We start from the raw sequence: 25,984 nt of genomic DNA on the forward strand, positions 1-25,984 counted from the left end.
TCATTACAATGGATACTGATGCCACGCAGCAGCGGATGAACTATGCATATTCTCCTTGTCGAAGACGACCCCCTGATTGCCAGTGGTATAGCCGCTGGGTTGGCAGCTCAGGGCATGACTGTTGATTCGGTGGGCACTGCTGCTCATGCTGAAGCCATGCTCGGCACCATCACCTTTGATGTGATGATTCTTGATCTGGGCTTGCCGGACGAGGATGGATTATTGCTGCTGCGCCGGTTGCGCGCTCGAGAAGTACCTATACCAGTGCTGATATTGACCGCCCGTGATGCGATCAGTGATCGCGTTGCCGGGTTGCAATCGGGCGCTGATGACTATCTGGTAAAACCCTTTGATCTGCGCGAATTGAGCGCCCGCCTGCATGCCATGGTGCGACGCTCCAGTGGCCGCAGCACCAATCTGATCAAGCACGGAACGCTGGTTTATGATCCCGATGCTGCACTGGTATGGCTGAACGATGCTCCGGTGGATCTTTCACGTCGTGAGCGAGCCTTACTCAACACTTTGCTACTTCATAAGGGCCGTGTGCTGAGCGCAGGGCAATTGAAGGACAGCGTCTACGGCATGAGTGATGAGCTGGAAAGTAACGCGCTCAACGTCCATATCCATCATTTACGCCGCAAGCTGGGCAACCACATCGTCGAGACTGTGCGCGGGGCAGGTTATCGCCTAGGTCCGGCGGCCTCTGCTACGTCCCCTGCAAGAGGTTCGGGAGAATGAGTTTACGCTTGCGCCTGACCCTGACGTTGGGATCCACGTTCATCATTTTATGGTCATTGGCGGCAGCTTGGATGCTCTATGACCTGCGGGCCGAGATGATGCGTTCGCTGGATCAGCGTCTCGCCGCGTCGGCGCAGATGGTTGCGGGTCTGCTGGTACAAATACCGCAGTCATCGCAGCCAGAGACCGCGGAGCGCATAACCGCTCAACGGCTGGGTATGCCAGACGGGCTCACATGCCAGGTCAGTTCTTTACGTGGCGAAGTGATCGCGCGCAGCAACCCGGAGCTCGCGGAGCCGCTCGACGCACAGCAGATCGGCTTTCGCGACCAGCAAGTGGATGGTGTGAGTTGGCGCAGTTATACATTCGAGCAGCACGGCATGCGCATCACCACTGCGGATCGGCTGGACGAGCGCCATACTCTGCAATCTTCAGTACTGTTGGCGGCGGCTCTGCCGGTGGGCGTGGCGTTGCTAGGCACACTGCTGTTGCTCTGGTTGGGCGTGCGCAAAGGCCTGGAGCCGCTGCGGCACATGGCTGATGCTCTGCTTCAACGTGGCCCGGATTCGCTTGAACCATTGCAGCTTTCGCCGCTGCCGAGTGAACTGCAGCCCCTCCAGGACAGCCAGAATCAGTTATTTGAACGGATCGCCCATGCCATCGAGCGAGAACGGCGCTTTACCGGCGACGCAGCCCATGAATTGCGCAGCCCTCTAACCGCCATCAAAGTGCATTTGCAGGTGGCGGGAATGACTACGGGTGCGGAGTCTGCTCATGCACTAGTGCAGGCCGAGAAGGGCGCCGATCGTTTGCAGAGCACGCTTGAACAATTGCTGCTACTGGCGCGGGTTGAGGGGCAGCAATCTTTTGAGGAGGGTGCTCAAGCCACCGCGTTAGAGGTAGCCCGATTGGCGATTCAGGATGTGCCTGGCACCAAAGAGCGTGTGGAACTGTGTGCTACCGCGGAATTGTCGCATCGAGCTCTGAATATCCCACCCGCGCTTGCGACTATGGCATTACGTAACCTGCTGGATAACGCATTGCGGCATACCCTTGAAGGCACAAAGGTGGAACTGGAGGTCAAATGCCAAGGCGACTGGGCGAGTTTCAAGGTACGTGACCATGGCCCTGGATTAGCCGAGGAGAGCATGATGATGTTAACGCGGCGATTCTGGCGCCAGGGTACGGAAAGCGGCAGCGGGCTAGGCCTGGCGATTGTTGATGCGATCGTTCAGCGCTCGGGCGGTCAGTTGCGCTTCAGCAATAGTAGTGATGGCATGCTGGTGACGCTAGAGCTGCCATTGAGGCGCTGAGTTTTAGGCTCGCATGAAGCCGTATGACCAATAGACAGGCGGTTTCAGCGTATTGATGCCAAGGCTGCTCGGTTAGTTTTCACGGCCGTCTTCGCGACGTCGATCGCGGCTGCAATTGGTCAAGGGCACTCGAGTTGGTTCTCGCCCAGTCGTAGATCATCTCGATGGGTTGAACCATCAGCTTACCCAGTGGCGACAGCGCATAACTTACCGCGGGCGGCACAGTATCCTGGGCGTGTCGCTCGATCAGCCCGCTGGCTTGCAGCTCACGCAGTGTTTGAATCAGCATCTTTTTCGAGATGCCTGGCAGGGATCGGTGCAATGCGCCGGTACGGGCAATGCCGTCATGCCGGGCATGCAGGGTGTGAAGAATCATGCTGGTCCACTTTGTCGAGAAGAGTTCCAGTACGCGTCTGGGCGCGCAATCCTCCTCCCATTTTTCTTCGTCTGATCCGGTCTGCATAAGGGGTAGGTACCATTTGGTGCCGACTAGGATCGGCGTGTACGAGCGGTTAAGGTGGTTGCCTATTCTGTTTTGGAGGTTTGCGCATGAAAAATCAAGCGCTGGTTGTAGGATCGAGCGGCATCATCGGCAGTGCTATGACGCAATTGCTTGCGAACGAAGGCTGGAGTGTCGCGGGTCTGGCTCGACGCCCTAATGAAGAAGCGAATGTTACCTCGGTCAGTGCAGATTTGCTCGATCCTGAAAAGCTCAAAGCGGCATTGAAGGATATGCAGCCGACTCACATATTTCTGACCACCTGGGCGCGCCAGGCAACTGAAGCGGAAAACATTCGGGTTAACGCAGAGATGGTGCGTAATGTGCTGGAAGCAGTACGCCCGTCCGGGTCGGTTAAACACGTGGCGTTGTCCACCGGCCTCAAGCATTATCTGGGACCGTTTGAGGCCTACGGTAAGGGCGCCCTGCCGCAGACTCCGTTCCGCGAGGAACAGGGGCGTCTGGATGTTCCCAATTTCTATTACGCCCAGGAAGACGAACTGTTTGCCGCCTCCGAGCGCGATGGTTTCACCTGGAGCGTGCATCGGCCGCACACCATCACCGGTGTCGCGGTGGGCAATGCGATGAACATGGCGACTACCTTAGCGGTTTATGCGTCGGTATGCCGCGTCACGGGCCGGCCGTTTCGCTTTCCAGGTTCTGAAGTGCAGTGGAACAGCCTGACCGATATGACCGACGCGGCGCAGCTTGCCCGGCATATGCTCTGGGCCTCGACGACGCCTGATGCCGCTAACGAAGCCTTCAACGTGGTCAACGGTGATGTGTTTCGGTGGAAATGGATGTGGGCGCGCATCGCGGAATGGTTCGAGATCGAGCCCGCAGAGTTTGACGGCACGCTGGCACCGCTGGAGCAGCAGATGGCCAATGATGCCGAAGTATGGCAATCGATGGCCAAAGAGTTCGGCCTGGCCGAGGCAGATATCCACAAGCTGATTTCCCCTTGGCATACCGACGCTGATCTGGGGCGGCCGATTGAAGTGGTGACGGATATGTCGAAAAGCCGGAAGTTCGGCTTTCTGGATTATCAGCCGAGCGATGAGGCGTTTTTTGATGTGTTCGACCGTCTGCGCGCGGGCAAGCTGATTCCCTAGGCGATCATCTGTGTTGACCCGGTGAACGGATGAAACCCCTTGCTCTCTGCGCGTTCCAACCAGAGAGCAAGGGAGAACCATATGAAATTCATTTTTGAAGTGCGCATGAAGCCCGGTTACACCGTGGATGAATATGCCGAAGCCTGGATCCGCGCCAGTGAAGTGATTCAGCGTACTCCTGGTGCGTTGGGCACACGGCTGCATCGCAAGATCGGCGAGCCGGATACCTTGCTGGCGATTGCCAGTTGGGAATCCAAGGCGGCGCGGGATGCCAAGGACGACAGCCGTGATCAGATGGTCAAGGCGATTCTGGAAAAGCATGCGCGCAATTGCGAGATCACCCTGCTCGGTGAGTTCGAGGAGCCGGAATGGGTGGTATTGCCGGGGCAGAGTTAAGGCTGCCCGGCGCGGCTTTGCATATGCTGCAGCAGCGTTTCTAGCTCGGTCATTAGCCAGATCATATAGGGCTCTTCGCTGAGCGATTTGCGCCAATACAGGCGGATTGGAACAGTGCGGCAGGCAAAGGGGACGGGCAGCAGGCGATTGCCGTTGAGCTGCGCCAGGCTGCGGGCGTAGGTTCGTGGCATGGTCAGCAGCAGATCGGTCTCGGCGACCACCTGCGCGGCAGCGTGGTAATGCTCACAATGCAGGGCAATATGGCGCTGGTTGCCACCAAAGCCGACCAGATCCTGGTCCACCAAACCACGTTCGCGTTCGTTGAGCGTGACCAGTACGTGGGCGCTGTTAACGTAATCCTCAAGGCTGAGCTTGCCGCTGGCGTAAGCCGGATGCGAGGGGCCGACCATCACGCTGAGTTCTTCCCGCAGCAGCTCACGACTGGCGATCTGTTCGCCAGCTGGATATTCCAGGCTGACCGCCATATCCAGCGCGCCCGAGAGTATGCGCGCTTCTATATCTTCGCCGGACACCCGCTGACTATGAAAGCGCACTTGCCAGTGTTCCTGCCGGGCGCGCTGCATCAGTGCGGGCATGATCAGGTACTCCAATGCATCGCGCAGCCCGCACTGAAAGGTCATGGCGGAGCGGGTGGGATCAAAGGGCGTGCTGCGCAGGGTGGCGCTGGATAAATCTTCCAGCGCGCTGCGAACTTTGGGCAGAATGCTCCGGGTGTGCGCAGTCATGACCAGTTGCCGACCATTCTTGACGAACAGTGGGTCGCCCAGCAAATCGCGCAGGCGGCGCAATGCGTGGGAAACGGCTGACTGGGACAGGTTCAACTGCACGCCTGCCTCGATGGTGCTGCCGGTATCGGCCACCGCGAGCAACACGCGAAACAGGTTGAGGTCGCCTCTGGAATGAATTTCGTTCATTGTTTGACCTGCAAAAACATCATTATACACATAGGATGCGCTGCGTTAGTGTGCCCAGATTACGCGGGGGCTAGAAGGCAGAGACCGATTAATCCCTGCGGCTGCAATCCCTGAATATCACAATAATGATGGGTGGCATGGCTTCGCCGTGGCCCGCTAAGGATAGGTCATGACCGGCGGTCTGTTATCTCAGCTAGTACTCCCACTGTGTCTGTTTATCATCATGTTAGGCATGGGACTGACCCTGGCGCCGGGCGACTTTACCCGTATTTTTCGTTTTCCGCGCCCGGCGCTGGCTGGTCTCGGCGGACAGATGCTGTTATTGCCGCTGGTGGGGTTTGCCCTGGCTGCCTGGCTGATGCCTACGCCGGCGCTGGCCATTGGGCTGGTGTTACTGGCGGCCTGCCCGGGTGGCGTGACCTCCAATATGGTGACCTACATGGCGCGCGGAGATCTGGCCCTGTCAGTCACACTGACCGCGGTCAGCAGCCTGTTGGCGGTGATCAGCATTCCGTTGCTGGTGGGGCTGGCCTTTCAGGTGTTTGGTGGTGGCTACCAGAGTGTTCGCGTGCCGGCTGCGCAGATGATGATCAGCCTGATGCTGATGACGTTGCTGCCGATCGCGCTGGGTATGTGGGTGCGCACCCGTAGCGAAAAACTGGCTCGCTGGCTGGAGCCTAAAATCAGCCTGTTTGGCATGCTGTTTCTGGGCGCCTTGATCCTCGGTGTGTTGGTGCGCGAAGGTGATCAAGTGGTCACCGGCCTGATGGACAGCGGGGTGGCGATCATTCTGTTGAACGTGATCATGATGGCGCTAGGCCTGGGGTCGGCATTGCTGCTGCGTCTGGACAGCGCTCAGTCCACTTCCATCATGCTGGAGACGGGGATTCAGAACAGCACGCTGGCCATGCTGATCGCTACCAGCTTTTTGCAGGACGATGAGCTGGCGGTGCCTGCGGCGCTCTATTCGCTGGTGATGTATGTGACGGCAACAGTGGTTGTGGTCATGCGGCGCCGTAGTACACGCCTTACTCGCGCTGCCGCCGAGCAAGGCGCATAGGCTCTGGCTACGCTTGTTAAGCCTGCGCCAGCACCTCGGCCACGCGCTGGCGTAGTAACGGTATTACCTGTTCCTCGAACCACGGGTGCCGACGTAGCCAGATATTATTGCGTGGGCTGGGGTGTGGCAGAGCCAACAGATTGGGCCAGTGGCTTTGCCAATCGGCGACGCGCTCGGTGACCGGCAAGCGCTTGCCATCGAAGTGAAAAGCCTGCGCATATTGCCCCAGCGCAAGCGTCAGCTGGATATTCGGCAGTGCGGCCATCAGTGGCTGCCGCCAGGTAGGTGCGCATTCAGGGCGTGGCGGCAGGTCACCTGAACTTCCGGTACCCGGATAGCAGAACCCCATCGGCAGAATGGCAATACAACGCTCATCATAAAATATCTCGGGAGTAACACCCATCCATTCGCGGAGCCGCTCGCCGCTGGCGTCGTTAAAGGGGATCCCGCTTTCATGTACCTTGCGCCCCGGCGCCTGTCCGGCAATCAATATGCGCGCTGACGGGTGGGCTTGTACTACCGGACGTGCGCCAAGGGGCAGATGAGCCTCGCAGAGGGTGCAGGCTTTAACCTGAGAGATCAGCGTTGCAAAGGCGTTCATAGCCAGAAGGTCGCTGTCGCGCATACAGCAATCGCTCTGCGAAAGCCGACGCCGTGTAGAAGTTTGCGGGGGGAATTTTCCATGAGCCTGGTCGTCAACTGATTATGGGTAAAGCATAAAGGCTACCCGATCAGGAGGACAGGCACATGAGCAAAGATGACAATTTCAAGCCAGAGGTTGATGCAGATGGCCGTCGGGATTCGGTACCTGCGCAAATATGGTCCGATGACGAGCGAGAGAAGGAGCGTGGTCCGGCAGGGCCGATCAATGGCGATCCGGGAAGACGTCTCGATGAAGCGGTCGATGACACCGACGACGTCGGTTTGACCGGCGCTTCCCAGCCTGGTCAGGGCCCTACCGATGATGATCTGACGCCGGAAACGCTGATACATGAAGATGGCGCACGAGGCCCCTTGGAGCCGGGGAGCGGCGGCGCGGCTGACCGTGAGATGGATGTGGTCGGTGCTGGCGATATTGGTGCTGGCGGGAGTCTGGATGAAGCTGAGGAAGGGAGGGTGCACCCCCTGGATGGACAGCCCTGGGATGGTGATCCGGAGGAGCCACTCCGGCCCTTGCCCGGCGTAGAGGATGAGTTGGAGTCAGAGGATCCGGCCGATATCACCGAGCGTTCTGAACCCCCCCAGCGCAACAGGTAGTAACCCGCGCATGGCCACGCTTGCTGATCCCCTCGGGCCGGTAGGCGTAATTCGCGCGCGGCCGACGCACTCGTCAGGCGGGTATTTATTCATGCCGTGAATACAGCCTATCCAGGTTATTCGTTTTAAATTTGCGCTGATTTTGCGTAGTGTACGCTCCTGTTTTTTCAACTTCTGGTTTTACGACTTCCGGCCCTTGTATTGCTGTGGCCGGAGTCGGTTTATGTCAATTGATCTGGAGGTAGGCTGCAATGGCTTCATTTGAAAGTATCAAGAAGGTCGGCGTTATCGGTGCGGGCACCATGGGCCGCGGTATCGTCATGAACTTCGTCAACGCCGGTTATCCGGTGACCTGGTTGGATGTAAACGGCGAGATGCTGGAAAAGGGCCTGGTTGATATCGCCAGCGTCTACAAGCGCTCGGTCGCGCAGGAGCGTTTTGACGATGCTGAAGCGCAGGCGCGTTTGGGCCGCATCACGACCACTCAGGATTATGCCGATCTCCAGGATATGGATCTGGTAGTTGAAGCTGTTTACGAAAACATGGATCTGAAGAAGAAGATCTTTGCCGAGCTGGATAAAGCGGTCAAAGCCTCCTCGATTCTGGCGACCAACACCTCTTACCTGGATATCGACGAGATCGCCTCGGCCACTGGCCGTCCGACTCAGGTTCTGGGCCTGCACTTCTTCAGCCCGGCGCACATCATGAAGCTGCTGGAAGTGGTCCGTGGCAAGGCGACGGCGCAGGACGTGATGGATGCCTGTCTGGCGGTTGGCAAGAAGATTGGCAAGCAGGCCGTTCTGGCCGGTAACTGCCATGGTTTTATCGGCAACCGCATGCTCGAGAAGTACTCGCGCCAATCCCGCGAAGTGGTGCTGGAAGGTTCCACACCTTGGGAAGTCGATCAGGCGCTGCAGGGCTTCGGCATGGCGATGGGCCCGTACCGCATGTATGACGTGGTGGGTATCGATCTGGGCTGGCGTTCACGCCAACTGGCCGGTATTGGCCGTGGTGAGCCGATTGTATGGCTGGACAACAAGCTGTGTGAAATGGAGCGTTTTGGTCAGAAGAGCGGTCACGGTTTCTACAAGTACGAGCCCGGCAGCCGTCAGGCCATTCATGATCCCGAAACCGACATGCTGGCCCGTGAAGTAGCCGAAGAAGCCGGTTACACCCAGCGTGACGTCGGTGCCGAGGAAATCGTCCGTCGTTGCATTCTGGCGCTGGTCAACGAAGGCGCGCGTATTCTGGATGAAGGCTTTGCCGAGTCTGCCGAGGATATCGATCGCGTTTACCTGTACGGCTACGGCTTCCCTGCGGAGCGCGGTGGCCCGATGAGCTACGCTGACAGCCTCGGGCTGGACGTGGTGCTGGAGCAGATCCGTGAGCTGGAAGCCAGCCAGGGTGAGTTCTGGAAGCCGGCTGCTGGTCTGGTCAAGCGTGCTGAAGCTGGTGAGCGTTTCACCAAGGGCTGATTCGGTCAGTCAATAAAAAACCGCATTCAAGGTAGCTTGAATGCGGTTTTCTTATGCCGGAAGATCATGCGCGGCTTTACTCGTCGCCGCCAACTGGGGTTCCTACTACCGGCTCACCATTGAGTGTGGCTTCCTTGAGCATGATGCGGTACTCCTGGCCATCGGTTTCAGTCTGCATCAGGCGCACCAGCAGGTAATTGAAATCCTTGGCGAACCACAGAGTGGTCTCGCGCTTCGAGTCGGGCTCGCGTACGCGGTCTACTTCCACTGCGTCGAACTGGCCTACCCGGGTGGTGACTCGTTTGTTGCCGGTCACGCGGAAGTGGTAATCATCAATGCTGTCACCATCCACTACGCGGTAATACATGTCGGTCTTGCCGGCCATCAGATCGCGCTGCAGCGCCAGCTGGTAGGTGGTTTTATCCAGCAGGCCTGGTTCGGTTGGCAGGCTGAAGGGATCTTCCTTGTGCACGCCAGTGACTTGTTCATTGGTCCAGTCAAAGGTTTGCGTGGTCTCGCGGCCACGTCCGAGCCCGCGGCGTTCGTATTTATAGGTCAGAGGGATGACCCTGTCTTCCTCAAGCCTTAACGTGCTTTGCTCGGTCAGGCGCGCCACAAACATGCCGGCGTTGAAGTTCAGCGTCCAGGTGCCGTCTTCATTGCTGACCAGTGAGTGGTTGGCTTCGCCATTTACCGGAATACTTTTCATATCAGCGGCGTAGCTGGCGGAGAAGGGGATCAGTTCGGCAGCCATCAGACTGCTGGCGCCCAGAGTCAGGGCAAGGGCCGCCAGCCAGCGGCTGGTGCGGCGGGGATAAGACGTGCTTTCAGGCATCTGGTTGTACTCGCATGTCGGTCTCGAAGTCATCCAACCTTAGCCCGCCAGCAGGAATAGGTTTTCCATCCAGACAGGCTTGGTTGTCTACCAACCGCAGGCGACCCTGGATAAACCAGTTCATCGCCAACGGGTATATAAGATGTTCCTGTTGCTGTACGCGCGCTGCCAGACTGGCAACGGTGTCCTCAGACAATACCGGAATACTGGCCTGTATGACTACCGGCCCACCGTCCAATTCTGCTGTAACGAAGTGCACGGTGGTGCCGTGTTCGCTGTCGCCTGCTTCCAGCGCCCGCTGGTGGGTGTGCAAACCCTTGTGCTTGGGCAACAACGAGGGATGAATGTTCAACAGCCGCCCATGAAAATGCGTAACAAAGGCGGGTGTGAGAATGCGCATGAATCCGGCGAGCACAACCAGGTCAGGTTGGTAGCTATCGATGCACGCTATCAGCGCGGCATCGAAGCTGTCGCGATCAGAAAAGTCCTGATGGTTGACCACCGCAGTAGCGATGCCTGCCCGGGCCGCGCGCTCCAATCCGCCCACACCAGGGCGGTTGGATATGGCGGCGACAATCTGACCGGACGTGGTCTTGTCGGCCAGTTCATCGATCAAGGCTTGCAGGTTGGTGCCGGAGCCAGAGATCAGTACAACGATACGGCAGGTCTGCTGTGTGCCCGGCACCGCCTTAGTTACCCTTGCGGTTGAGAACGACTGCTTCGCCGCCTTCAGTGCCTTGGGCGATATGCCCGATGATCCAGGGCGCTTCGCCAGCTTTTTCCAGCACGCTGATGGCGTTGGCGGCCTGTTCTTCGGCGACACAGATCACCATGCCGACGCCGCAGTTAAGCACGCGGTGCATTTCCGTTTCATCCACATTGCCCTCTTCCTGCAACCAGTTGAACACCGCGGGGCGCTGCCAGCTGTTCAGGTCAACATGCGCACAGGCATCGGCCGGCAAGACGCGGGGGATGTTTTCCAACAGGCCACCGCCGGTAATGTGAGCCATGGCCTTGACCGCACCGGTTTCCTTGATCAGCTGCAGCAACGCTTTCACGTAAATGCGCGTGGGCGCCATCAGCAGTTCGCTGAGTGATTTGCCGTCGAGCATGGTGGTGTTGATGTCCATGCCACTGACTTCGATGATCTTGCGCACCAGCGAGTAGCCGTTGGAGTGCGGGCCGGAGGACGGCAGGGCCAGTAGTACGTCGCCAGCCTGCACGCGGCTGCCGTCAATAATCTCGGCTTTTTCCACCACACCTACGCAGAATCCGGCCAGGTCGTAATCTCCGCCTTCATACATGCCGGGCATTTCTGCCGTTTCGCCGCCCACCAGTGCGCAACCCGCCAGCTCGCAACCGGCGCCAATGCCGCTGACGACTTGCGCTGCGACATCGATGTCCAACTTGCCGGTGGCATAGTAGTCGAGGAAGAACAGCGGCTCGGCGCCACAGACCACCAGATCGTTGACGCACATGGCGACCAGGTCGATGCCGATACTGTCATGCTTGCCCAGGTCCATCGCCAGACGCAGCTTGGTGCCCACGCCGTCGGTGCCGGACACCAGCACCGGCTGCTTGTAGCCTTCAGGAATTTCGCACAGGGCGCCAAAACCACCCAGGCCACCCATGACTTCGGGCCGGCTGGTCCGCTTGGCGACGTGCTTGATCCGGTCGATCAGGGCATTGCCGGCGTCGATGTCAACTCCGGCGTCCTTGTAGCTGATGGAAGGCTTGGGTGGCGTTTGGCTGCTCATGCGCGAATCTCGGTGATGAAAGGAATAACAGCCAGCCAATGCAAGCCGCTGCGATAAAGCGCATTAGTTTAACAATATGCAGGGCCAAGAACCATGCCGGTTGGACGATCGATCTGCGATGCCTCGCAGGCTTGGTTGCCGCCACCGCGACGGTTGTTTAATGTATGCGCTTTATCTCTGTTCACGCCAGCCATCCGTCCGGGTTGCCGTTGACATGTCCAAGCGGAACCATTCATGTACTCAATGCGAAAAATCTTGCTGTTGTTGGCGCTGACCCTGGCCCCCGTTAGCTTGCAGGCTGCGGTCGTGCAGAGCTTCTATCAGGTGCAATTACCGGTAGCGGAGGATCAGCCACGGGATGAAGTCATGCGCCAGGCACTGGAGGTCATGCTGACCCGCTTGGGCGGATCCGAGGCGCTGAGCAAGCCTGACCGTTTCGACAAAGCGCTGGCGGATCCGAGCACGATGATGCGGCGTATGGGCTCGACCGACGACGGCGGATTCGATGTGGAGTTCGAGCCGGCGCAGTTGCGTGAACTGATGAGCGCGGCTCGGCAACCGATGTTAGGGCCGACTCGGCCAGGGGTAATGCTCTGGGCTGTGGAAGAACGCACACTGGGTAATGAGTTTTTGAATCCCGGTGGCGAGTGGTCTGAGGTCTTGAGTGCAGCAGCCCAGCATCGCGCAGTGGCACTGAGCTTTCCGCTTATCGATCTGCAGGATCGGGCTGAGGTCAGCGAAGAGACGATTGTTGAGGCTGACAAAGCTACCCTGGTAAAAGCAACCGAGCGTTATGAGGCCAGCGCGGCATTGGCCGTGCATATTACCCAGGAGACGGCTGGCTGGAAGTTGGACTGGAATCTGTGGCTGGATGACGAGGCCGATAAGGGGAGCATTAGTGCCGAGACCCCTGAGCAAGCCGCAGATGAGTTGATGTTGCGGGTAGCGAACCAGGTATTCTCCCAATATGCCGTTTCTTCAGCGTCAGCGGGAGATCTGGGTAGCTGGATTATCGTTGTCGATGACGTTAATGGGCTGGACGCATTTGCCAGTTTGCAGCGCATATTGCAGCAGTTGGGCAGCCAGGTAATGCCGCAATTGCAGGCTATCAACGGTAGCCAGGTGCGCTTGAAGTTCGATTTCCCAGGCAGCGAAGCGCAGTTGCAGCGGTTGCTGGCGCTCGATCAGCGGCTGATCAAGACCCAAGCCCCGGCACCCGAGCCTGCTCCTGTTACGCCGGTTAGCCCAGCTATCACTGATTCTGCTCTGGGAGGCGAGACAGTGGGTGAGGGTGTTGGTGCCGAGACGCCAGTAGACGGCTCCGACGGCTCTGCGAGCCCCGAGCCTGAACTGGCGCCGCCACCGGCCCCGGCCCCGGCCCCTGAGCCTGCGCCGAATACCCTGTATTACCGTTGGCGCTGAGGGCTGTGAGCCTGCGCATGTGGGAGTCTGAAATGAGGGTTAATGCACTCTGGCCCTCAATGGCCTGTGGCGTCATTTGCGAGGACGCGAGAGCCTGATGCCGATAGGTCAACCCATGCAGCTGCCACTGAGCATCAAGCTCAATGACGAAGCTACGTTCACCAACTTCTACGCGGGCCCGAATGCGGCCGCGGCCAGTGCCGTGGCAGCGCTTTCCAGTGCCCAGCCGGCTTTACCCGATACCTGCCTGTACCTGTGGGGACCAGCGCAGAGCGGCCGTTCACATCTACTGCAGGCCGCCTGTCACCGCATGGCGGAAGCCGACGGTCTGGCCATGTATCTGCCGCTAGCCGAAGTACAGAATCTCGGTCCGGATGTGCTTGAGGGCATGGAGCAGTTTGATCTGCTGTGCCTGGATCAGCTGGATGTGCTGGTAGGACATGCGGACTGGGAGGAGGCGCTGTTTCATTTATACAATCGCCTGCGTGAGCAGGGCAGCCGGCTGCTGATGGCGGCGTCTGCCGCGCCCAGAGCCATGGGTTTCAGTTTGCCGGATCTGGCATCGCGCCTGGGCTGGGGGCTGGTGTTTCAGCTGCAGCCATTAAGCGATGAAGATAAGCAGCGCATGTTGATGTTACGTGCCGAATTACGCGGGCTGCAGCTTGGCGAAGAGGTGGCGCGTTATCTGCTCAATCGCGGGTCCCGCGGTATGGGCGAGTTGTTTCAGGTGTTGGAACAGCTCGATCAGGCATCCCTCCAGGCCCAACACCGTCTAACAATTCCTTTCGTCAAACGGGTTATGGGCTGGTAAGGCTTTCAGCTCTCGCCGTTATTCACCCGCTGGGCTTGAAAGCCCCAGCGCACGTAACCCATCGCTGGAATAAAAAACAGCGTGCTGAAACCGGTTAACAGCGAGCCGTAGAGCATGCGCTCGGGTTGAAAGCAGGTCAGTACACCGTAGATAAAATACAGGTTCACGGCGAAGCACAGCCAGGCATGCGTGCGGATATTGCCTTTGAGCATGCCCGGCATAAAGATCAACAGCGGCACGGTCAGTGTGCCAATGATGATCCAAGGGTTGGCACCATGCAGATCAGCAATCAATGCGTTGTAGATCAGCAATGTGCCGATTAAACCCAGATACCCAATCAGCGAAACCACGCGGCACAGGCGCACGCGTGGATTCAGATAGTCGATGCTGGGCAGTGGCTTGTCAGCTCGGGACATGGGCGGCTCCGGCGTGCAGTTGCTGAGTCAGCCGGGCGACTCTTTCGCCCAGTGCGCGGCATAACGCGGCTTCGTGTTTGTCCAGTCCGCGCGCGCCATCTGCGCCGGCATGATGGCTGGCGCCATAGGGCGTGCCCCCGCCGCGCGTTTCGGTCAGCTCGGGATTGGTATAGGGCAAGCCGGCCAGCAGCATCCCGTGATGCAGCAGCGGCAGCTGCATGGACAGTAGCGTGCTCTCCTGGCCGCCATGCAGGCTGGCAGTGGAGGTGAACACGGCAGCGGGCTTGTTCGCCAGACTTCCGGCCAGCCACAGGCTGCTGGTGCCATCGATAAAGTATTTCAGCGGCGCGGCCATATTGCCAAAGCGGGTAGGGCTGCCGAGTATCAGCGCGGAACAGTGGCGCAGGTCGTCTTCAGTGCAATACACCGCACCTTGCTCAGGTACTGCGGGTTGGCTGGCCTGGGTGTCGGCTGAGACACTGGGGACAGTGCGCAGCCTTGCAGGCATGCCGGTTTTTTCTATGCCTTCGGCAATCAGGCGGGCCATCTTGGCAGTGGCGCCATGACGGCTGTAGTACAGGACCAAAACATAGCGTTCCGCATTACTCATGAAAACAGCTCCAGCAACTTCTCTGGCGGCCGGGCGATGATGGCGCGGTTGTCCTTGATCACGATCGGCCGTTCGATAAGTCTGGGGTAGTCGGCCAGGGCTTGTACCAACTGCGCTTCGCTGAGCTCTTCGTTACCGAGATTGAGTTCCTTGTAGGTGTCTTCGCCTTTGCGCATTAATTCGCGCGCGCTGAGCCCCAGATTGACCAACAGGTCGCTGATGGTGGCGTTGTCCATTGGGTTTTCGATGTAGTTGATGACTTCGAAGGCCTCACCTTGCTCTTCGAGCAGGGCCAGTGCCTGGCGGGATTTGGAGCAGCGTGGGTTGTGGTAGATTCGCACCGCGGACATGTGACTCTCCGTTGCAGATGGGGTAAGCGGGTGGCTTATGCCGAGTATGGGGTTTATTCTAAGCCTTAATCCATCTGGCTGTCAGGGAACTTGGATGCCGCGCCGACTCAACCTGTTACTGCATTTTTTCCGTTATCTGTTCAGACGATTCGGCGAAGACAACTGTGCCAAGAATGCTGCCGCACTGACCTACACCACGCTGTTCGCCGTCGTGCCGGTCATGACGGTGACCTATGCCATGCTCGCTGCGATACCGGCTTTCAGCCAGGTGGGTATGCAGATAGAGGATTTTATCTTTAATAATTTCGTGCCAGCGACGGGTGATACGCTGCGTGAGTACCTGCGAGATTTTTCTGATCAGGCGCGGCAATTGACCGGCGTGGGCATCGCCTTGCTGATCATCACCGCGTTCATGATGCTGGTGAATATTGAACGCGCCTTCAATGCCATCTGGCGCATCCGTCAGCGTCGCCGGGGCATATCCAGTTTCCTGCTGTACTGGGCGGTACTCAGTCTCGGGCCTTTGTTATTGGGCGCCGGTTTCGTGGTCAGCACCTATCTGGCGTCACTGAATTTTCTCTCTGGCGATGCGGCAATTGGTTCGGCGTATCGCTGGGCGCTGGGCTGGGTGCCAATACTGCTTAGCGTGGTGGCCTTTACCCTGGTGTTTGTCGCGGTACCCAATACGCGTGTGCCCTTCCGCCATGGGTTGGTCGGCGGCGTGTTGGTCGCGTTGTTGTTTGAAGGCGCAAAGGCCAGCTTTGCTCTCTATGTTGCACTCTTTCCCGGTTACCAGCTGATCTACGGCGCTTTCGCCGCCTTTCCGCTGTTTTTGATCTGGGTCTATATCAGTTGGCTGATCATCCTCTTTGGCGCCGAGTTGGTGGCCAATCTGGATAGCAGTTCCGCCTGGCAGCGGCCTCTGTTGCCGCGACTGATAACACTGATGGCGCTGCTGCGTGTATTGATCCAGGCCCAGCAGAAGGGCCAGGTAGTTGACCTGGGGCGGATGAATGCAGCCGGCTGGGTCATACACGAAGAGTTGTGGCTGCAACTGACCGAATTCCTCGAAGGTGAACAGATCATCACCCGCGCGCAACAGGGCGGCTATGTGCTCAGCCGCGACCTCGGCGAGTTGGACATGGCTTACTTGCTCTCGCGCTTGCCTGAGCCGCTACCGGGAGTCGAGAAATTGCCGGATCGGGTCGAAGGCGATGGGGCGTGGTATCCGCCTTTTTTGCAGGCGTTGGGTCGCCTGGAAGAACAACGCAAGCTGGCTCTTCAAGGCAGCGTCAAGAGTTGGCTCGGGCCGGATGCCGGACTGCCTCCGGCTATCAGGCTACCGCCCAGTAATCCACTGGCTGATACGCAAGCATCGAGCAATCCGGAGCAGGAGCAGTTGAAAGCATGATCTTCTCGCATGTTGGTTCGCACGTAAAACGCTGGCGTATGCCGTTGGTATTGATCGGCTGTATGCTTTTGGCTGCCTGTGGTGGAGAGCGCTGGAGTGATCAGGATGGCAAAGCTTATTCGGCTGCGGATCTTGAGGGGCGCTGGCTGGTCGTGAACTACTGGGCCGAATGGTGTGCCCCGTGCCGTGATGAGCTGCCCGAGCTGAATGCGCTGAACAAGGTGGCCGAGGATATTCAGGTGGTAGGCATTCACTTCGATGCCTACGAGGGAGCCGAATTGCTGGAGCTAAGCGAGCGCATGGATATCCGTTTCCCGGTACTGGGGCACGATTTCGCCGCAGCGTACGCGTTGCCGCTGCCCCAGGTTCTGCCCACCACCTACATCATCAACCCTGCGGGCGAACTGGCGCATACGCTGCAAGGTCCGCAGGATGAGGCAGGGCTATTGGCCCTGATTCAGTAGCCGAGAAACGGAGCGATTATGAGTAGTCTGAGTCTTCAGGGGTATGTGCGTGGTCAGGTACAGGGCGTGGGGTTCCGCCAGGCTACGGTGCGCCAGGCAAACAAACTCGGTATCAGTGGTTGGGTGCGTAATCTGCCAGACGGGTCGGTCGAGGTCATGCTTTGCGGCGAGGAACCTGCGTTGGAGGCCATGACAGCCTGGCTGCGCACGGGGCCTGATGCAGCCAGTGTCGATGCGGTAGAACTCACAGGATGCGCCTGGCAGGAGATTGCCGGGTTTGTGCAGCTATAGCTCGCGCACCTGATTACTCGTTGACGTACCAGAAGGTGTACCAGTAGTCGAGAACACGGTCGGGGTACTTCTGGCTACCCAGGCTACCGTTATAGCGTGCCAGAGCCCGGCGCAGGTTGCCTTTTTCCTTATCCAGATAGAACTTGAGGATGGTGCAGCCATAGCGAAGATTGGTGGCCAGATCGATCAGGTTGTCGTCCGGGCGCCCCAGCTCGGCTTTCCAGAATGGCATGACCTGCATCACGCCCTGGGCGCCGACGCTTGAAAGCGCGTAGCGATCAAACAGACTTTCCGAGTGAATAACGGCAATAACCAGATCCGGCTTCAGCCCGGCGATACGCGCTTCACGGTGCACCAGCCGCAGAAATTCCAGACGCTGCTGCTCATTGGGGAGAAAATGTCTCAGCCGGGTGGACATGTCCAGCAGCCACACCTCCGCATCAAAACGGTCATGAAAGCTGTCCGCCTGGGATACGGTCTGCATCAGCAAGGCTTTGAGTTGCGGGTCCACTTCTTCAGTGAAATTGCTCTGTGCCGCACACAGGGTGCTGGCGCAGAGCAGCATCAGACCGGTCACTATCCTTGTGAGTGGGGTCATGTCAGGGTCGCTGATTGACTTCCAGGGCGTTCACAAACTCGCCCTGCAGATGCGGATCGCCGGTGGTCAGCAGGATAAGCATGTTTTCCAGCTGATTGGACTCTTCCGCCAGGCCCAGCTCGGAGAGACGATGAACGCGATAGGCCCACTGATCCACGTCATCGTTTTCCAGATTGTCGTAGATAAGCCTGACCGCTTCATGCAGCTTGCTGCGAAGCTCGCGGTCGATCAGCAAGTTCACCTCATCGCGGGCTTTCGGCCCGGCACTGGCAGCCAGCTGTATGACACGCAGGTTGTCATAGTCCAAATTGAGAAAGCCGTCGTTCAGCAGGTTCAGGCGTAGGACCCCATCAACGTCGGTATCAAGGCTGGTGCGAAAGCTTCCGGCAATGATGTCGACCGGCTTGTTGGCCCAGGGCAGCGTCTGGTGTTCTTCGCGCCGATCAATGATGCGGCCGCGTGCATTGAGCTCGGTAACATCGTAATGCAGCTGTTGCTGCACACGCAGGGTGCGCTGGGGCAATGACAATACCGACACTTCGCCCGCATCAATCTGAATGCTGTGGTTAAGCAGGGTACGCTCAACACGAGCGGGCGAGCTTTCGCTATGCGGCATATTCATGCCGCAGGCAGTTAACATCAGGCTGGCGGGCATCCACAGCCACCAGTTTGCCGCATGCGCTTGCATTGTCTCTCTGCCCTCAGGCCTTGCCGAATTGTTCGAGCAGGAAGCCAAGCATGTCCGCACTAGGGATGTTGCGAGCTTCGCTGTCGCGCCGGTATTTGTATTCCAGGTGACCTTCGGCCAGCCCGCGGTCGCTGATCACTACCCGATGGGGAATACCGATCAGGTCCATATCAGCGAATTTGACGCCGGGGCTGACTTTTTTGTCACGGTCATCCAGTAATACTTCAATGCCCGCCTTCTGCAGCCCCTGATAGAGCTGATCGGTGACTTCCCGTACTTCGTCCGAGCTTTCCATTTTCATAGGCACCAGCACGACCTGGAAGGGCGCCAGGGCGTCAGGCCAGATAATGCCGCGTTGGTCGTAATTCTGCTCGATGGCGGCGGCGACCACGCGTGACACGCCAATGCCGTAGCAACCCATGATCAGCGTGCTGGCTTTGCCTTGCTCGTTCAGCACATTGCAGTTCATGGCCTCACTGTACTTGCGGCCCAGCTGGAAGATATGCCCCACCTCGATGCCGCGGCGGATGACCAGCGTGCCGTCGCCGTCCGGGCTGATATCCCCTTCCACGACGTTACGCAGGTCAGCAACCTCATCGTACTTGGCGTCGCGGTCCCAGTTGACGCCGGTGAAGTGGCGACCGTCCTGATTGGCACCGCAGACAAAGTCAGCCAGGTGCGCAGCGCTATAATCGGCAATCACGGTGATATCTAGACCCACCGGGCCAATCGATCCAGGCTTGCAGCCGATGGCCTGTTGAATCTGGGACTCGGTGGCGAAGGTCAGCGGCGCATGCACTGCAGGATGGTTTTCCACCTTGATGGTGTTCATCTCGTGATCGCCACGCAGTATCAGTGCGACCAGTGGGTTGTGTTTACCATCCGGTGATTGGCCGAGCACAATCAGCGTTTTAACCGACTGTTCTGCTGGCAGTTGCAGGAACTGGCTGACGGCTTCAATCGTGAGTTGGTCAGGGGTATCCACCAGCGTTTTCGATTGCATTGCGGCAGGGCGGTCACCCTGGGGTAGTTGCGCCGTGGCTTTTTCCATATTGGCGGCGTAGGTGCCGGTATCCGAGAACACGATAGCGTCCTCACCGGAATCAGCCAGCACATGGAATTCGTGCGAGCCTTCACCGCCGATGGAGCCGTTGTCCGCCACTACTGGGCGGTAGTTAAGGCCCAGCCGGCTGAAGACGTTGCAATAGGCTTGGTACATGCCGTCGTAGGTCTGCTGCAGAGAATCCTGGTCTAGGTGGAAGGAGTAGGCATCCTTCATGACAAACTCGCGGGCGCGCATCAGGCCGAAGCGCGGACGGATCTCGTCGCGAAATTTGTTCTGAATCTGGTACAGATTCAATGGCAATTGCTTGTAGCTGGTGATCTCGGTACGCGCCAGATCGGTAATCACTTCTTCATGGGTCGGGCCGACGCAAAATTCGCGATCGTGGCGATCCTTCAGGCGCAACAACTCTGGGCCGTACTGCTCCCAGCGTCCCGATTCCTGCCATAGCTCGGCGGGCTGAATGGCCGGCATCAGTACTTCCATGGCACCGGCATTGTTCATCTCGTCACGCACCACGGCTTCGACCTTGCGCAGTACCCGCAAACCCATAGGCAGCCAGGTGTACAGGCCCGAGGCTATCTTGCGGATCATCCCTGCGCGCAGCATCAGCTGATGGCTGATCACTGTGGCGTCAGCAGGAGTTTCCTTCAGGGTCGATATCAGATATTGGCTGGTACGCATGGGGCTGGATAATCCTGGGGCAGAGTCATGTATTGGGCGTATTGTACGGTTGTCATCATGTGACGTATAGCCCACGAAGCGGGGCAGCGGGGCTGAATACAAGCATAAAAAAACCCGGCCGAAGCCGGGTTTTCTGTTTCTTACCTCAGGTCTGCTTAGAGCAGGTCCCAGGTGTAGGAAACGATCAGGCGGTTTTCATCAACATCACCACCGTCAAGAGCTGCGTCCTGACGAATGGTAGCGTTACGCCACAAAACGTTGACGCCTTCCAGCATCCCAGCTTGCATGGTGTAGCTGATGTTGGTGTCACGCTCCCAACGAGTGTCGCGAGAAACAATTACATCTTCGGCTGGATCCGAAACAAATCCGGTATCAATGTCGCTGCCGCGGATGTAGCGGGTCATGAACGTCAGACCAGGAATGCCAAGGCCTTCGAAGTCATAGTCATAACGAGCCTGGTAGGATTTTTCATCCTTGGCGTTGAAATCCAGGTATTGAACCGAGTTGGCGATAAAGATGCCGCCATCCAGGTAAGCAAAGCCTGCATCGCCACCCATACGCTGTGCTGCCAGGGTAAAGCCATGGTTGCCGGCGCCCAGAGTCACACCAATGGAAGTAGCTTTGTTGTCATATTCGGCAATTGAGCTTTCGTTGGAAGTCTCGTAGTGAGCCAGGTCAGTGCTCAGCGACAGGCCTTCGGCCAGGTCGAAGGTGTAAGACAGGCCAGCGAAATGACGCTTCCACAGCTCATCGGCCTTGGAAGTGTACAGAGTTGCACCCAGTGCATCGCTGAAATCGTAAGTACCGCCGAGGTAAACAACCTTCTCGTCTTCAACGCCGAAAGCGCCGTCGTCTTCAGAGGAGAGGGCCATCTCGCCGCGGTCGTTCATGCGGCCGGCTTCAACAAAGAGGCCGTCGATTGTGTTGTTGGTAACGCTGTAACCGGAATAGTGGTTCGGCAGCAGGCGGGCGTCATCGTATGCTATAACGGGGTTTTCTGGCAGGTGTACGCCATAACGCAAAACGGTATCGTTCAGGATATTGGCTTTTACTGCGCCACGAATTTCCGAGTAGTTGCTTGGACCGGTGTCGCCCGACCGCGTGGCGGCATCATAGCTGCTAGGAAGGAGACCGGTTTCAGCTGTCTTGCCGGTGCTGTCAAGCTTGATGCCCAGCATGGAAATGGTGTCGAAACCCAGGCCGATCGGGCCGCGGGAATAACCGGATTCGAAGTTCAGCACGAAGCCAGTAGCAGTTTCGTCACGCTTGCTTTGACCGGCGCCGCTGCTGCGGAAATCACGGTTGAAGTTCATGGTACGGTTGCTGAGGGTAGCGGAAGAGCCTTCGATGAAGCCTTCGCTTTCCTGTGCAGTTACGTTAGAAACCAGCAGGCCGTTGCCTACAGCAACTGCCAGCGCGATGGAACTCCACTTAATAGCATTTTTCATTCGTTCGTTGCTCCTTCAATTTTTTTAAACTTCTTAGAAATCGCGGTATCAGGGAACCAGGTATCTTTTTTATTGTCGCCTTAGATTAAAGCATCAAAACATTATTTGCGAAACCAATCACTGGAAAAACAGCACCTTGTCGCTATTTTTCTATAATCTGTCGCATCAATGCTAGCCTTTTTCCTAAGGAAAATCGAACAGCGTCGCGGTAAAACGCGCTATTTGGGTGTTTTTTATAGCGAAACCGTCTCGAAATGGGACTGAGTTCGCAAAAAAGCTATAATGTAACCTTTATTTTCGGGATTCTGACATGTTCAAGCTTGATGAGCAATTAGCTTCTGATTGCGTTGTATTGGGCGATTTCAAGCTGTGTACCCTGCTGCTAATGAATGATGCTCAGTATCCCTGGTTTATTCTGGTGCCTCGCCGGGAAGACATGACTGAGATATTCCAGCTGTCTGCGGCTGATCGCGGTCAGCTAATGGCGGAATCCTGCCTGCTGGCCGAGACCCTCAAGGACGCATTTGCCGCTGAAAAGATGAATATAGCGGCGCTGGGTAATGTAGTCAGTCAGTTGCATGTGCATCATGTGGTGAGATATCGCACCGATGCGGCCTGGCCTGCTCCTGTATGGGGCAAGATGCCGGTGGTGAAGTGTCCGCCAGAGCTCATTGTTGAACGTATAAACAAGCTGAGGGCGGTCTTGACCGGTGGGTTTACCTTTGCGGAGTCATTTCGATGAGTGAATTGGAAAGCAGGATTGCCGATCTTGAGGTACGTCTGGTGTTTCAGGACGATACTTTGCAGGCTTTAAATGACGTGGTAGCCGCTCAGCAGATGGAGCTTGAAAAGCTCAGGCGATCGCTGGAAGTGTTGGCGCGGAGGCAGGCCGATCTGGCTGCCTCCATGCCTGGAGAAGCCAGCGATGACGCGCCGCCTCCCCATTATTGACAGAAGCGCGGTGACTAGAGAATCACCACGTCTTCGGCCTGCAGGCCTTTGTCACGGTTGGCAACCACGAATTCTACGCGCTGGCCTTCTGCCAATGCACGGTGGCCTTCGCCACGAATAGCACGAAAGTGGACGAAAACGTCATCGCCCTGGTCTCTGGAGATAAAGCCAAAACCTTTATTCGTGTTAAACCATTTCACCGTGCCCGCTTCGCGGTCGGAGGATTTGTTCAACATGGATTTGCCCGGCATGGACGGCATGCTGAACGATACCTTGGATAGCTTTTCGGTCAGGGTCAGGATAGTCAGTAGGCACACTCCGCCGATAGCGAGCCCAATAGCATGTATGCCGAAGGCAGCGAGCGCGGGACTAATCAGTGTCGCGAACAAGGGGATAAGGGCAGCTAACAGGATCAGTACCGACGCGACCATGCTGGCGGCGCGTTTTGGTGCTGAGTAGAATTCGCTGTTGCTATTGAACTGCTGGAGATTGAGCAGGCCGGTCAGCAGAAGCAGAATGCCCATCAGGTCGATAGGACCTTGTTGGGTAAAGAAGGGTAATGCGTTGACGAGTCCGATGATCAGGGCTGTCAGGCCGACAATAAAATGCAGGTAATGAAAGAGTTTCAAGTAGTTCACCTTGGATACATTAACAATGAGATTAGTGGCTGTCCGACTGTAAGGGTCATGGTCGGGGCGCGCACTGTAACCTGAATGTGCCAATGTCTCAAAGCGGCAAGCTTGAAGGAGCGGGGTATGAAGAGTGGAGCGGGGAGACCGCTCCACGGTAGATGCAGCTCAACTACGAGCGTGCCTCAGCCAGCTTAGCTCTCCAGCAGGCTGCGTAGCATCCAGGCCGTTTTTTCATGGACCTGCATACGTTGAGTCAACAGATCTGCGGTCGGCTCGTCGTGGGTTTCGTCGCAGATAGGGAAAACGGTACGCGCAGTGCGTACACAGGCTTCCTGACCTTCAACCAGCAGGCGAATCATCTCCTTGGCTTCAGGAACCCCTTCCTCTTCCTTAATACTGCTCAGCTCCACAAACTGCTTGTAGGTTCCTGGCGCGGGGAAGCCCAGAGTCCGGATGCGCTCGGCAATATCGTCGACTGCCAAAGCCAGCTCGTTGTACTGGGTTTCAAACATCAGATGCAATGTCTGAAACATCGGGCCTTTGACGTTCCAATGGAAATTGTGCGTTTTCAGATACAGGGTGTAGGTGTCTGCAAGCAAATGCGACAGGCCTTCAGCGATCTTTTCCCGATCCTTTTCTTTAATACCAATATCAATTTTCATCATCACTCCTGTTGAGTTATGTACGTCAAAAATGGCTGCACTGCTGTATTGACAGCATAGCATCGGGCTTGTTCAGAAATCGCCAGCTCAAGGCCAGGTATACCGATGCAAAATGTGTTTGTCGCTTATCGGACTGTGAGTTTCGCAACAGTCTGCGTCGGATTAGTGGCGACAATAGATCCGCCAGGTTCTCCCCGCGTGGACCAATTTTCGGGTATATTATGGCGCTTTTATCCGTGCGCCCTATGCCGCAGGCAGTATTTCACTGCGCAAGCGGCCCGACTCAATACAGGAACACTACACCATGATGCGTAGCCACTATTGCGGCCAGTTGAACGAGACACTGGCGGACCAGGAAATCACTCTCTGCGGCTGGGTCCACCGTCGCCGTGATCATGGCGGGGTGATTTTCCTGGATATCCGTGACCGTGAAGGTCTGGCGCAGGTAGTGTTTGATCCGGATCGCGAAGAGACCTTCGCGCTGGCCGATCGTGTGCGCAGCGAGTACGTGGTCAAGGTCACCGGCAAGGTGCGCCCACGTCCGGCGGGAGCGGTGAATCCGAACATGGCTTCTGGCGCGATTGAAGTGCTGGGGTATGAGCTGGAAGTGCTGAACCAGGCTGAAACCCCGCCGTTTCCGTTGGATGAGTACTCCGATGTGGGTGAAGAAACCCGCCTGCGCTATCGCTTCATTGATCTGCGTCGTCCGGAAATGGCCGCCAAGCTGAAGCTGCGCTCGCGCATTACCAGCAGCGTGCGCCGTTACCTGGACGAGAACGGCTTTCTGGATGTGGAGACGCCGATTCTGACCCGCGCCACCCCCGAGGGTGCGCGTGACTACCTGGTGCCCAGCCGTACCCATCCCGGCACCTTCTTCGCCTTGCCGCAATCGCCGCAGCTATTCAAGCAACTGCTGATGGTGTCCGGCTTTGATCGCTACTACCAAATTGCCAAGTGCTTCCGTGACGAGGATTTGCGTGCCGACCGCCAGCCGGAATTCACTCAGATCGATATCGAAACCAGCTTTATGGACGAGAAGGACATCATCGGTCTGACCGAAGGCATGATCCGCCAACTGTTCAAGGAAGTGCTAGACGTCGACCTGGGCGACTTCCCGCACATGACGTTCGAGGAAGCGATGCGTCGCTATGGCTCCGACAAGCCGGACTTGCGTAACCCGTTGGAGCTGGTAGATGTGGCTGACCAGTTGACCGAAGTCGATTTCAAGGTCTTCAGTGGCCCGGCCAATGATGCCAAGGGCCGTGTTGCTGCGCTGCGGGTACCCGGAGGCGCAAGCATGCCGCGCAAACAGATCGACGATTACACCAAGTACGTGGGCATCTACGGTGCCAAGGGCCTGGCCTATATCAAGGTCAACGAGCGCGCCAAAGGTGTCGAAGGCCTGCAGTCGCCTATCGTCAAATTCATCCCCGAATCGAATCTGGAAGTGATTCTGGACCGGGTCGGTGCGGTAGATGGCGATCTGGTGTTCTTTGGTGCGGACCGCGCCAAGGTGGTGTCCGAGGCGCTGGGTGCACTGCGCATCAAGCTGGGTCATGACCTTGAACTGCTGACCTGTGAATGGGCGCCGATGTGGGTAGTCGACTTCCCGATGTTCGAGGAAAGCGATGACGGTAGCCTGAGCGCGCTGCATCACCCGTTCACTGCGCCCAAATGCAGCCCGGAAGAGCTGGCAGCAAACCCGGCGACGGCTTTGTCCCGTGCCTATGACATGGTGCTGAACGGTACTGAGCTGGGTGGCGGCTCGATCCGTATCCACCGCAAGGAAATGCAGCAAGCAGTGTTCAATATCCTCGGCATCAGCGCCGAAGAGCAGCAGGAGAAGTTCGGCTTCCTGCTCGATGCGCTGAAATACGGTGCGCCGCCGCACGGTGGCCTGGCTTTTGGCCTGGACCGTCTGGTGATGCTGATTACCGGTGCCCAGTCGATCCGTGAAGTCATTGCTTTCCCGAAAACCCAGAGCGCTGCCTGTGTAATGACTCAGGCGCCGGGTGCGGTCGACAGTAAAGCGTTGCGTGAGCTGCATATTCGCCTGCGCGAGCAACCCAAGGCCGAGTAATTCAGTTTTAGATAGACGGAGGCGAT

30 protein-coding genes are annotated in these 25,984 nt (G+C 57.6%); 15 read left to right on the plus strand and 15 right to left on the minus strand.

Features of this window, described 5'->3' with window-relative positions:
* The first annotated feature begins 42 nt into the window (after positions 1–42).
* The gene (locus EAO82_RS07370) at positions 43–738 is read left to right on the plus strand and encodes a response regulator (RefSeq protein WP_096346265.1); all 696 of its coding nucleotides are present in this window, start codon (positions 43–45) and stop codon (positions 736–738) included.
* A complete protein-coding gene (locus EAO82_RS07375; protein ID WP_096346264.1) occupies positions 735–2,051 on the plus strand; it encodes a sensor histidine kinase in 1,317 nt (438 codons plus the stop codon). The genes EAO82_RS07370 and EAO82_RS07375 overlap by 4 nt, the downstream gene beginning before the upstream one ends.
* A 79-nt stretch (positions 2,052–2,130) precedes the next feature.
* On the opposite strand, the gene EAO82_RS07380 is transcribed toward EAO82_RS07375, so the two are convergent.
* Positions 2,131–2,514 (minus strand): winged helix-turn-helix transcriptional regulator, encoded by a 384-nt coding sequence (locus EAO82_RS07380; RefSeq protein WP_096346263.1) that lies wholly within the window; start codon positions 2,512–2,514, stop codon positions 2,131–2,133.
* Positions 2,515–2,600: 86 nt separating this feature from the next.
* Here EAO82_RS07380 and EAO82_RS07385 point away from each other — a divergent pair, with 86 nt between their 5' ends.
* Both EAO82_RS07385 and EAO82_RS07390 read left to right on the plus strand, forming a co-directional pair.
* On the plus strand, positions 2,601–3,662 hold the full coding sequence (locus EAO82_RS07385; protein ID WP_096346262.1) for an SDR family oxidoreductase: 1,062 nt from the start codon (positions 2,601–2,603) through the stop codon (positions 3,660–3,662).
* Positions 3,663–3,743: 81 nt separating this feature from the next.
* Complete coding sequence (locus EAO82_RS07390) at positions 3,744–4,058, plus strand: antibiotic biosynthesis monooxygenase family protein (protein WP_096346261.1); 315 nt, start codon at positions 3,744–3,746, stop codon at positions 4,056–4,058.
* Here the strand turns inward: EAO82_RS07390 and EAO82_RS07395 are convergent.
* Positions 4,055–4,993: a LysR family transcriptional regulator gene (locus EAO82_RS07395; RefSeq protein WP_096346260.1), complete on the minus strand. Its 939-nt coding sequence runs from the start codon at positions 4,991–4,993 to the stop codon at positions 4,055–4,057. The two genes, EAO82_RS07390 and EAO82_RS07395, sit on opposite strands and share 4 nt — an antisense overlap.
* Positions 4,994–5,162: 169 nt before the next feature.
* On the opposite strand from EAO82_RS07395, the gene EAO82_RS07400 reads away from it, so the two are divergent.
* Entirely contained in the window at positions 5,163–6,053 is an 891-nt protein-coding gene (locus tag EAO82_RS07400; RefSeq protein ID WP_096346259.1) for a bile acid:sodium symporter family protein, read from the plus strand.
* Positions 6,054–6,069: 16 nt separating this feature from the next.
* Here EAO82_RS07400 and EAO82_RS07405 read toward each other — a convergent pair whose 3' ends face one another.
* Positions 6,070–6,678 carry a uracil-DNA glycosylase family protein gene (locus tag EAO82_RS07405; RefSeq protein WP_218838588.1) on the minus strand — a complete coding sequence of 203 codons (609 nt, stop codon included), beginning with the start codon at positions 6,676–6,678 and terminating at the stop codon, positions 6,070–6,072.
* A gap of 122 nt (positions 6,679–6,800) precedes the next feature.
* Here EAO82_RS07405 and EAO82_RS07410 point away from each other — a divergent pair, with 122 nt between their 5' ends.
* The gene (locus EAO82_RS07410) at positions 6,801–7,310 is read left to right on the plus strand and encodes a phosphotransferase system, HPr-related protein (protein WP_096346258.1); all 510 of its coding nucleotides are present in this window, start codon (positions 6,801–6,803) and stop codon (positions 7,308–7,310) included.
* Positions 7,311–7,561: 251 nt separating this feature from the next.
* The gene (locus EAO82_RS07415; RefSeq protein WP_096346257.1) at positions 7,562–8,785 is read left to right on the plus strand and encodes a 3-hydroxyacyl-CoA dehydrogenase; all 1,224 of its coding nucleotides are present in this window, start codon (positions 7,562–7,564) and stop codon (positions 8,783–8,785) included.
* A 76-nt stretch (positions 8,786–8,861) separates the two neighbouring features.
* On the opposite strand, the gene EAO82_RS07420 is transcribed toward EAO82_RS07415, so the two are convergent.
* Genes EAO82_RS07420 through purM form a run of 3 tightly spaced genes read right to left on the minus strand, consistent with a single transcriptional unit; the run spans position 8,862 to position 11,377 of the window.
* A complete protein-coding gene (locus tag EAO82_RS07420; RefSeq protein WP_096346256.1) occupies positions 8,862–9,620 on the minus strand; it encodes a DUF3108 domain-containing protein in 759 nt (252 codons plus the stop codon).
* Positions 9,613–10,305 (minus strand): phosphoribosylglycinamide formyltransferase, encoded by a 693-nt coding sequence (gene purN / locus EAO82_RS07425; protein ID WP_096346255.1) that lies wholly within the window; start codon positions 10,303–10,305, stop codon positions 9,613–9,615. Before purN ends, EAO82_RS07420 begins: the two co-directional genes overlap by 8 nt.
* Positions 10,306–10,309: 4 nt before the next feature.
* Positions 10,310–11,377 carry a phosphoribosylformylglycinamidine cyclo-ligase gene (gene purM, locus EAO82_RS07430; RefSeq protein WP_096346254.1) on the minus strand — a complete coding sequence of 356 codons (1,068 nt, stop codon included), beginning with the start codon at positions 11,375–11,377 and terminating at the stop codon, positions 10,310–10,312.
* Positions 11,378–11,611: 234 nt separating this feature from the next.
* Between purM and EAO82_RS07435 the strand changes: the two genes are divergently transcribed.
* The gene (locus tag EAO82_RS07435; RefSeq protein ID WP_096346253.1) at positions 11,612–12,799 is read left to right on the plus strand and encodes a DUF2066 domain-containing protein; all 1,188 of its coding nucleotides are present in this window, start codon (positions 11,612–11,614) and stop codon (positions 12,797–12,799) included.
* Between the two features lie 97 nt (positions 12,800–12,896).
* The gene (gene hda / locus EAO82_RS07440; protein ID WP_096346252.1) at positions 12,897–13,610 is read left to right on the plus strand and encodes a DnaA regulatory inactivator Hda; all 714 of its coding nucleotides are present in this window, start codon (positions 12,897–12,899) and stop codon (positions 13,608–13,610) included.
* 5 nt (positions 13,611–13,615) lie between these two features.
* Here hda and EAO82_RS07445 read toward each other — a convergent pair whose 3' ends face one another.
* From EAO82_RS07445 to arsC, 3 genes are read right to left on the minus strand one after another with little or no spacing between them, the layout of a single operon-like run.
* A complete protein-coding gene (locus EAO82_RS07445; protein WP_096346251.1) occupies positions 13,616–14,026 on the minus strand; it encodes a DUF2069 domain-containing protein in 411 nt (136 codons plus the stop codon).
* Positions 14,013–14,636 carry an NAD(P)H:quinone oxidoreductase gene (gene wrbA, locus EAO82_RS07450; RefSeq protein ID WP_096346250.1) on the minus strand — a complete coding sequence of 208 codons (624 nt, stop codon included), beginning with the start codon at positions 14,634–14,636 and terminating at the stop codon, positions 14,013–14,015. Before wrbA ends, EAO82_RS07445 begins: the two co-directional genes overlap by 14 nt.
* On the minus strand, positions 14,633–14,986 hold the full coding sequence (gene arsC, locus EAO82_RS07455) for an arsenate reductase (glutaredoxin) (protein WP_096346249.1): 354 nt from the start codon (positions 14,984–14,986) through the stop codon (positions 14,633–14,635). The genes wrbA and arsC overlap by 4 nt, the downstream gene beginning before the upstream one ends.
* Before the next feature lie 94 nt (positions 14,987–15,080).
* Between arsC and EAO82_RS07460 the strand changes: the two genes are divergently transcribed.
* The 3 genes from EAO82_RS07460 to EAO82_RS07470 are packed head-to-tail and all read left to right on the plus strand — an operon-like array spanning position 15,081 to position 17,152.
* Entirely contained in the window at positions 15,081–16,397 is a 1,317-nt protein-coding gene (locus tag EAO82_RS07460; RefSeq protein WP_096346248.1) for a YihY family inner membrane protein, read from the plus strand.
* Complete coding sequence (locus EAO82_RS07465) at positions 16,394–16,861, plus strand: TlpA family protein disulfide reductase (protein ID WP_096346247.1); 468 nt, start codon at positions 16,394–16,396, stop codon at positions 16,859–16,861. Before EAO82_RS07460 ends, EAO82_RS07465 begins: the two co-directional genes overlap by 4 nt.
* Positions 16,862–16,879: 18 nt before the next feature.
* On the plus strand, positions 16,880–17,152 hold the full coding sequence (locus EAO82_RS07470) for an acylphosphatase (RefSeq protein WP_096346246.1): 273 nt from the start codon (positions 16,880–16,882) through the stop codon (positions 17,150–17,152).
* A 13-nt stretch (positions 17,153–17,165) separates the two neighbouring features.
* Here EAO82_RS07470 and EAO82_RS07475 read toward each other — a convergent pair whose 3' ends face one another.
* The 4 genes from EAO82_RS07475 to EAO82_RS07490 form a co-directional block, all read right to left on the minus strand.
* Entirely contained in the window at positions 17,166–17,750 is a 585-nt protein-coding gene (locus EAO82_RS07475; RefSeq protein ID WP_096346245.1) for a lytic transglycosylase domain-containing protein, read from the minus strand.
* A 1-nt stretch (position 17,751) separates the two neighbouring features.
* The gene (locus EAO82_RS07480) at positions 17,752–18,405 is read right to left on the minus strand and encodes a hypothetical protein (RefSeq protein WP_143520296.1); all 654 of its coding nucleotides are present in this window, start codon (positions 18,403–18,405) and stop codon (positions 17,752–17,754) included.
* A gap of 46 nt (positions 18,406–18,451) precedes the next feature.
* The gene (locus EAO82_RS07485; RefSeq protein ID WP_096346243.1) at positions 18,452–20,185 is read right to left on the minus strand and encodes a proline--tRNA ligase; all 1,734 of its coding nucleotides are present in this window, start codon (positions 20,183–20,185) and stop codon (positions 18,452–18,454) included.
* Between the two features lie 155 nt (positions 20,186–20,340).
* Positions 20,341–21,633 carry an OprD family outer membrane porin gene (locus EAO82_RS07490; protein WP_096346242.1) on the minus strand — a complete coding sequence of 431 codons (1,293 nt, stop codon included), beginning with the start codon at positions 21,631–21,633 and terminating at the stop codon, positions 20,341–20,343.
* A gap of 310 nt (positions 21,634–21,943) precedes the next feature.
* Between EAO82_RS07490 and EAO82_RS07495 the strand changes: the two genes are divergently transcribed.
* Positions 21,944–22,375 (plus strand): HIT family protein, encoded by a 432-nt coding sequence (locus tag EAO82_RS07495; RefSeq protein ID WP_096346241.1) that lies wholly within the window; start codon positions 21,944–21,946, stop codon positions 22,373–22,375.
* A complete protein-coding gene (locus EAO82_RS07500; RefSeq protein WP_410402926.1) occupies positions 22,372–22,584 on the plus strand; it encodes a SlyX family protein in 213 nt (70 codons plus the stop codon). Before EAO82_RS07495 ends, EAO82_RS07500 begins: the two co-directional genes overlap by 4 nt.
* 14 nt (positions 22,585–22,598) lie before the next feature.
* Here EAO82_RS07500 and EAO82_RS21095 read toward each other — a convergent pair whose 3' ends face one another.
* Together EAO82_RS21095 and EAO82_RS07510 are read right to left on the minus strand one after the other, a co-directional pair.
* Complete coding sequence (locus EAO82_RS21095) at positions 22,599–23,213, minus strand: cold-shock protein (protein ID WP_321540965.1); 615 nt, start codon at positions 23,211–23,213, stop codon at positions 22,599–22,601.
* A gap of 194 nt (positions 23,214–23,407) precedes the next feature.
* Positions 23,408–23,878: a Dps family protein gene (locus EAO82_RS07510; RefSeq protein WP_096346239.1), complete on the minus strand. Its 471-nt coding sequence runs from the start codon at positions 23,876–23,878 to the stop codon at positions 23,408–23,410.
* Positions 23,879–24,182: 304 nt separating this feature from the next.
* Between EAO82_RS07510 and aspS the strand changes: the two genes are divergently transcribed.
* Positions 24,183–25,958, plus strand: a complete 1,776-nt coding sequence (aspS, locus tag EAO82_RS07515) for an aspartate--tRNA ligase (RefSeq protein WP_096346238.1) — start codon at positions 24,183–24,185, stop codon at positions 25,956–25,958.
* The last annotated feature ends 26 nt before the right edge of the window (positions 25,959–25,984 follow it).

It is taken from the genome of Halopseudomonas pelagia (genome assembly GCF_009497895.1).
Taxonomy (GTDB): Bacteria; Pseudomonadota; Gammaproteobacteria; order Pseudomonadales; family Pseudomonadaceae; genus Halopseudomonas; species Halopseudomonas pelagia_A.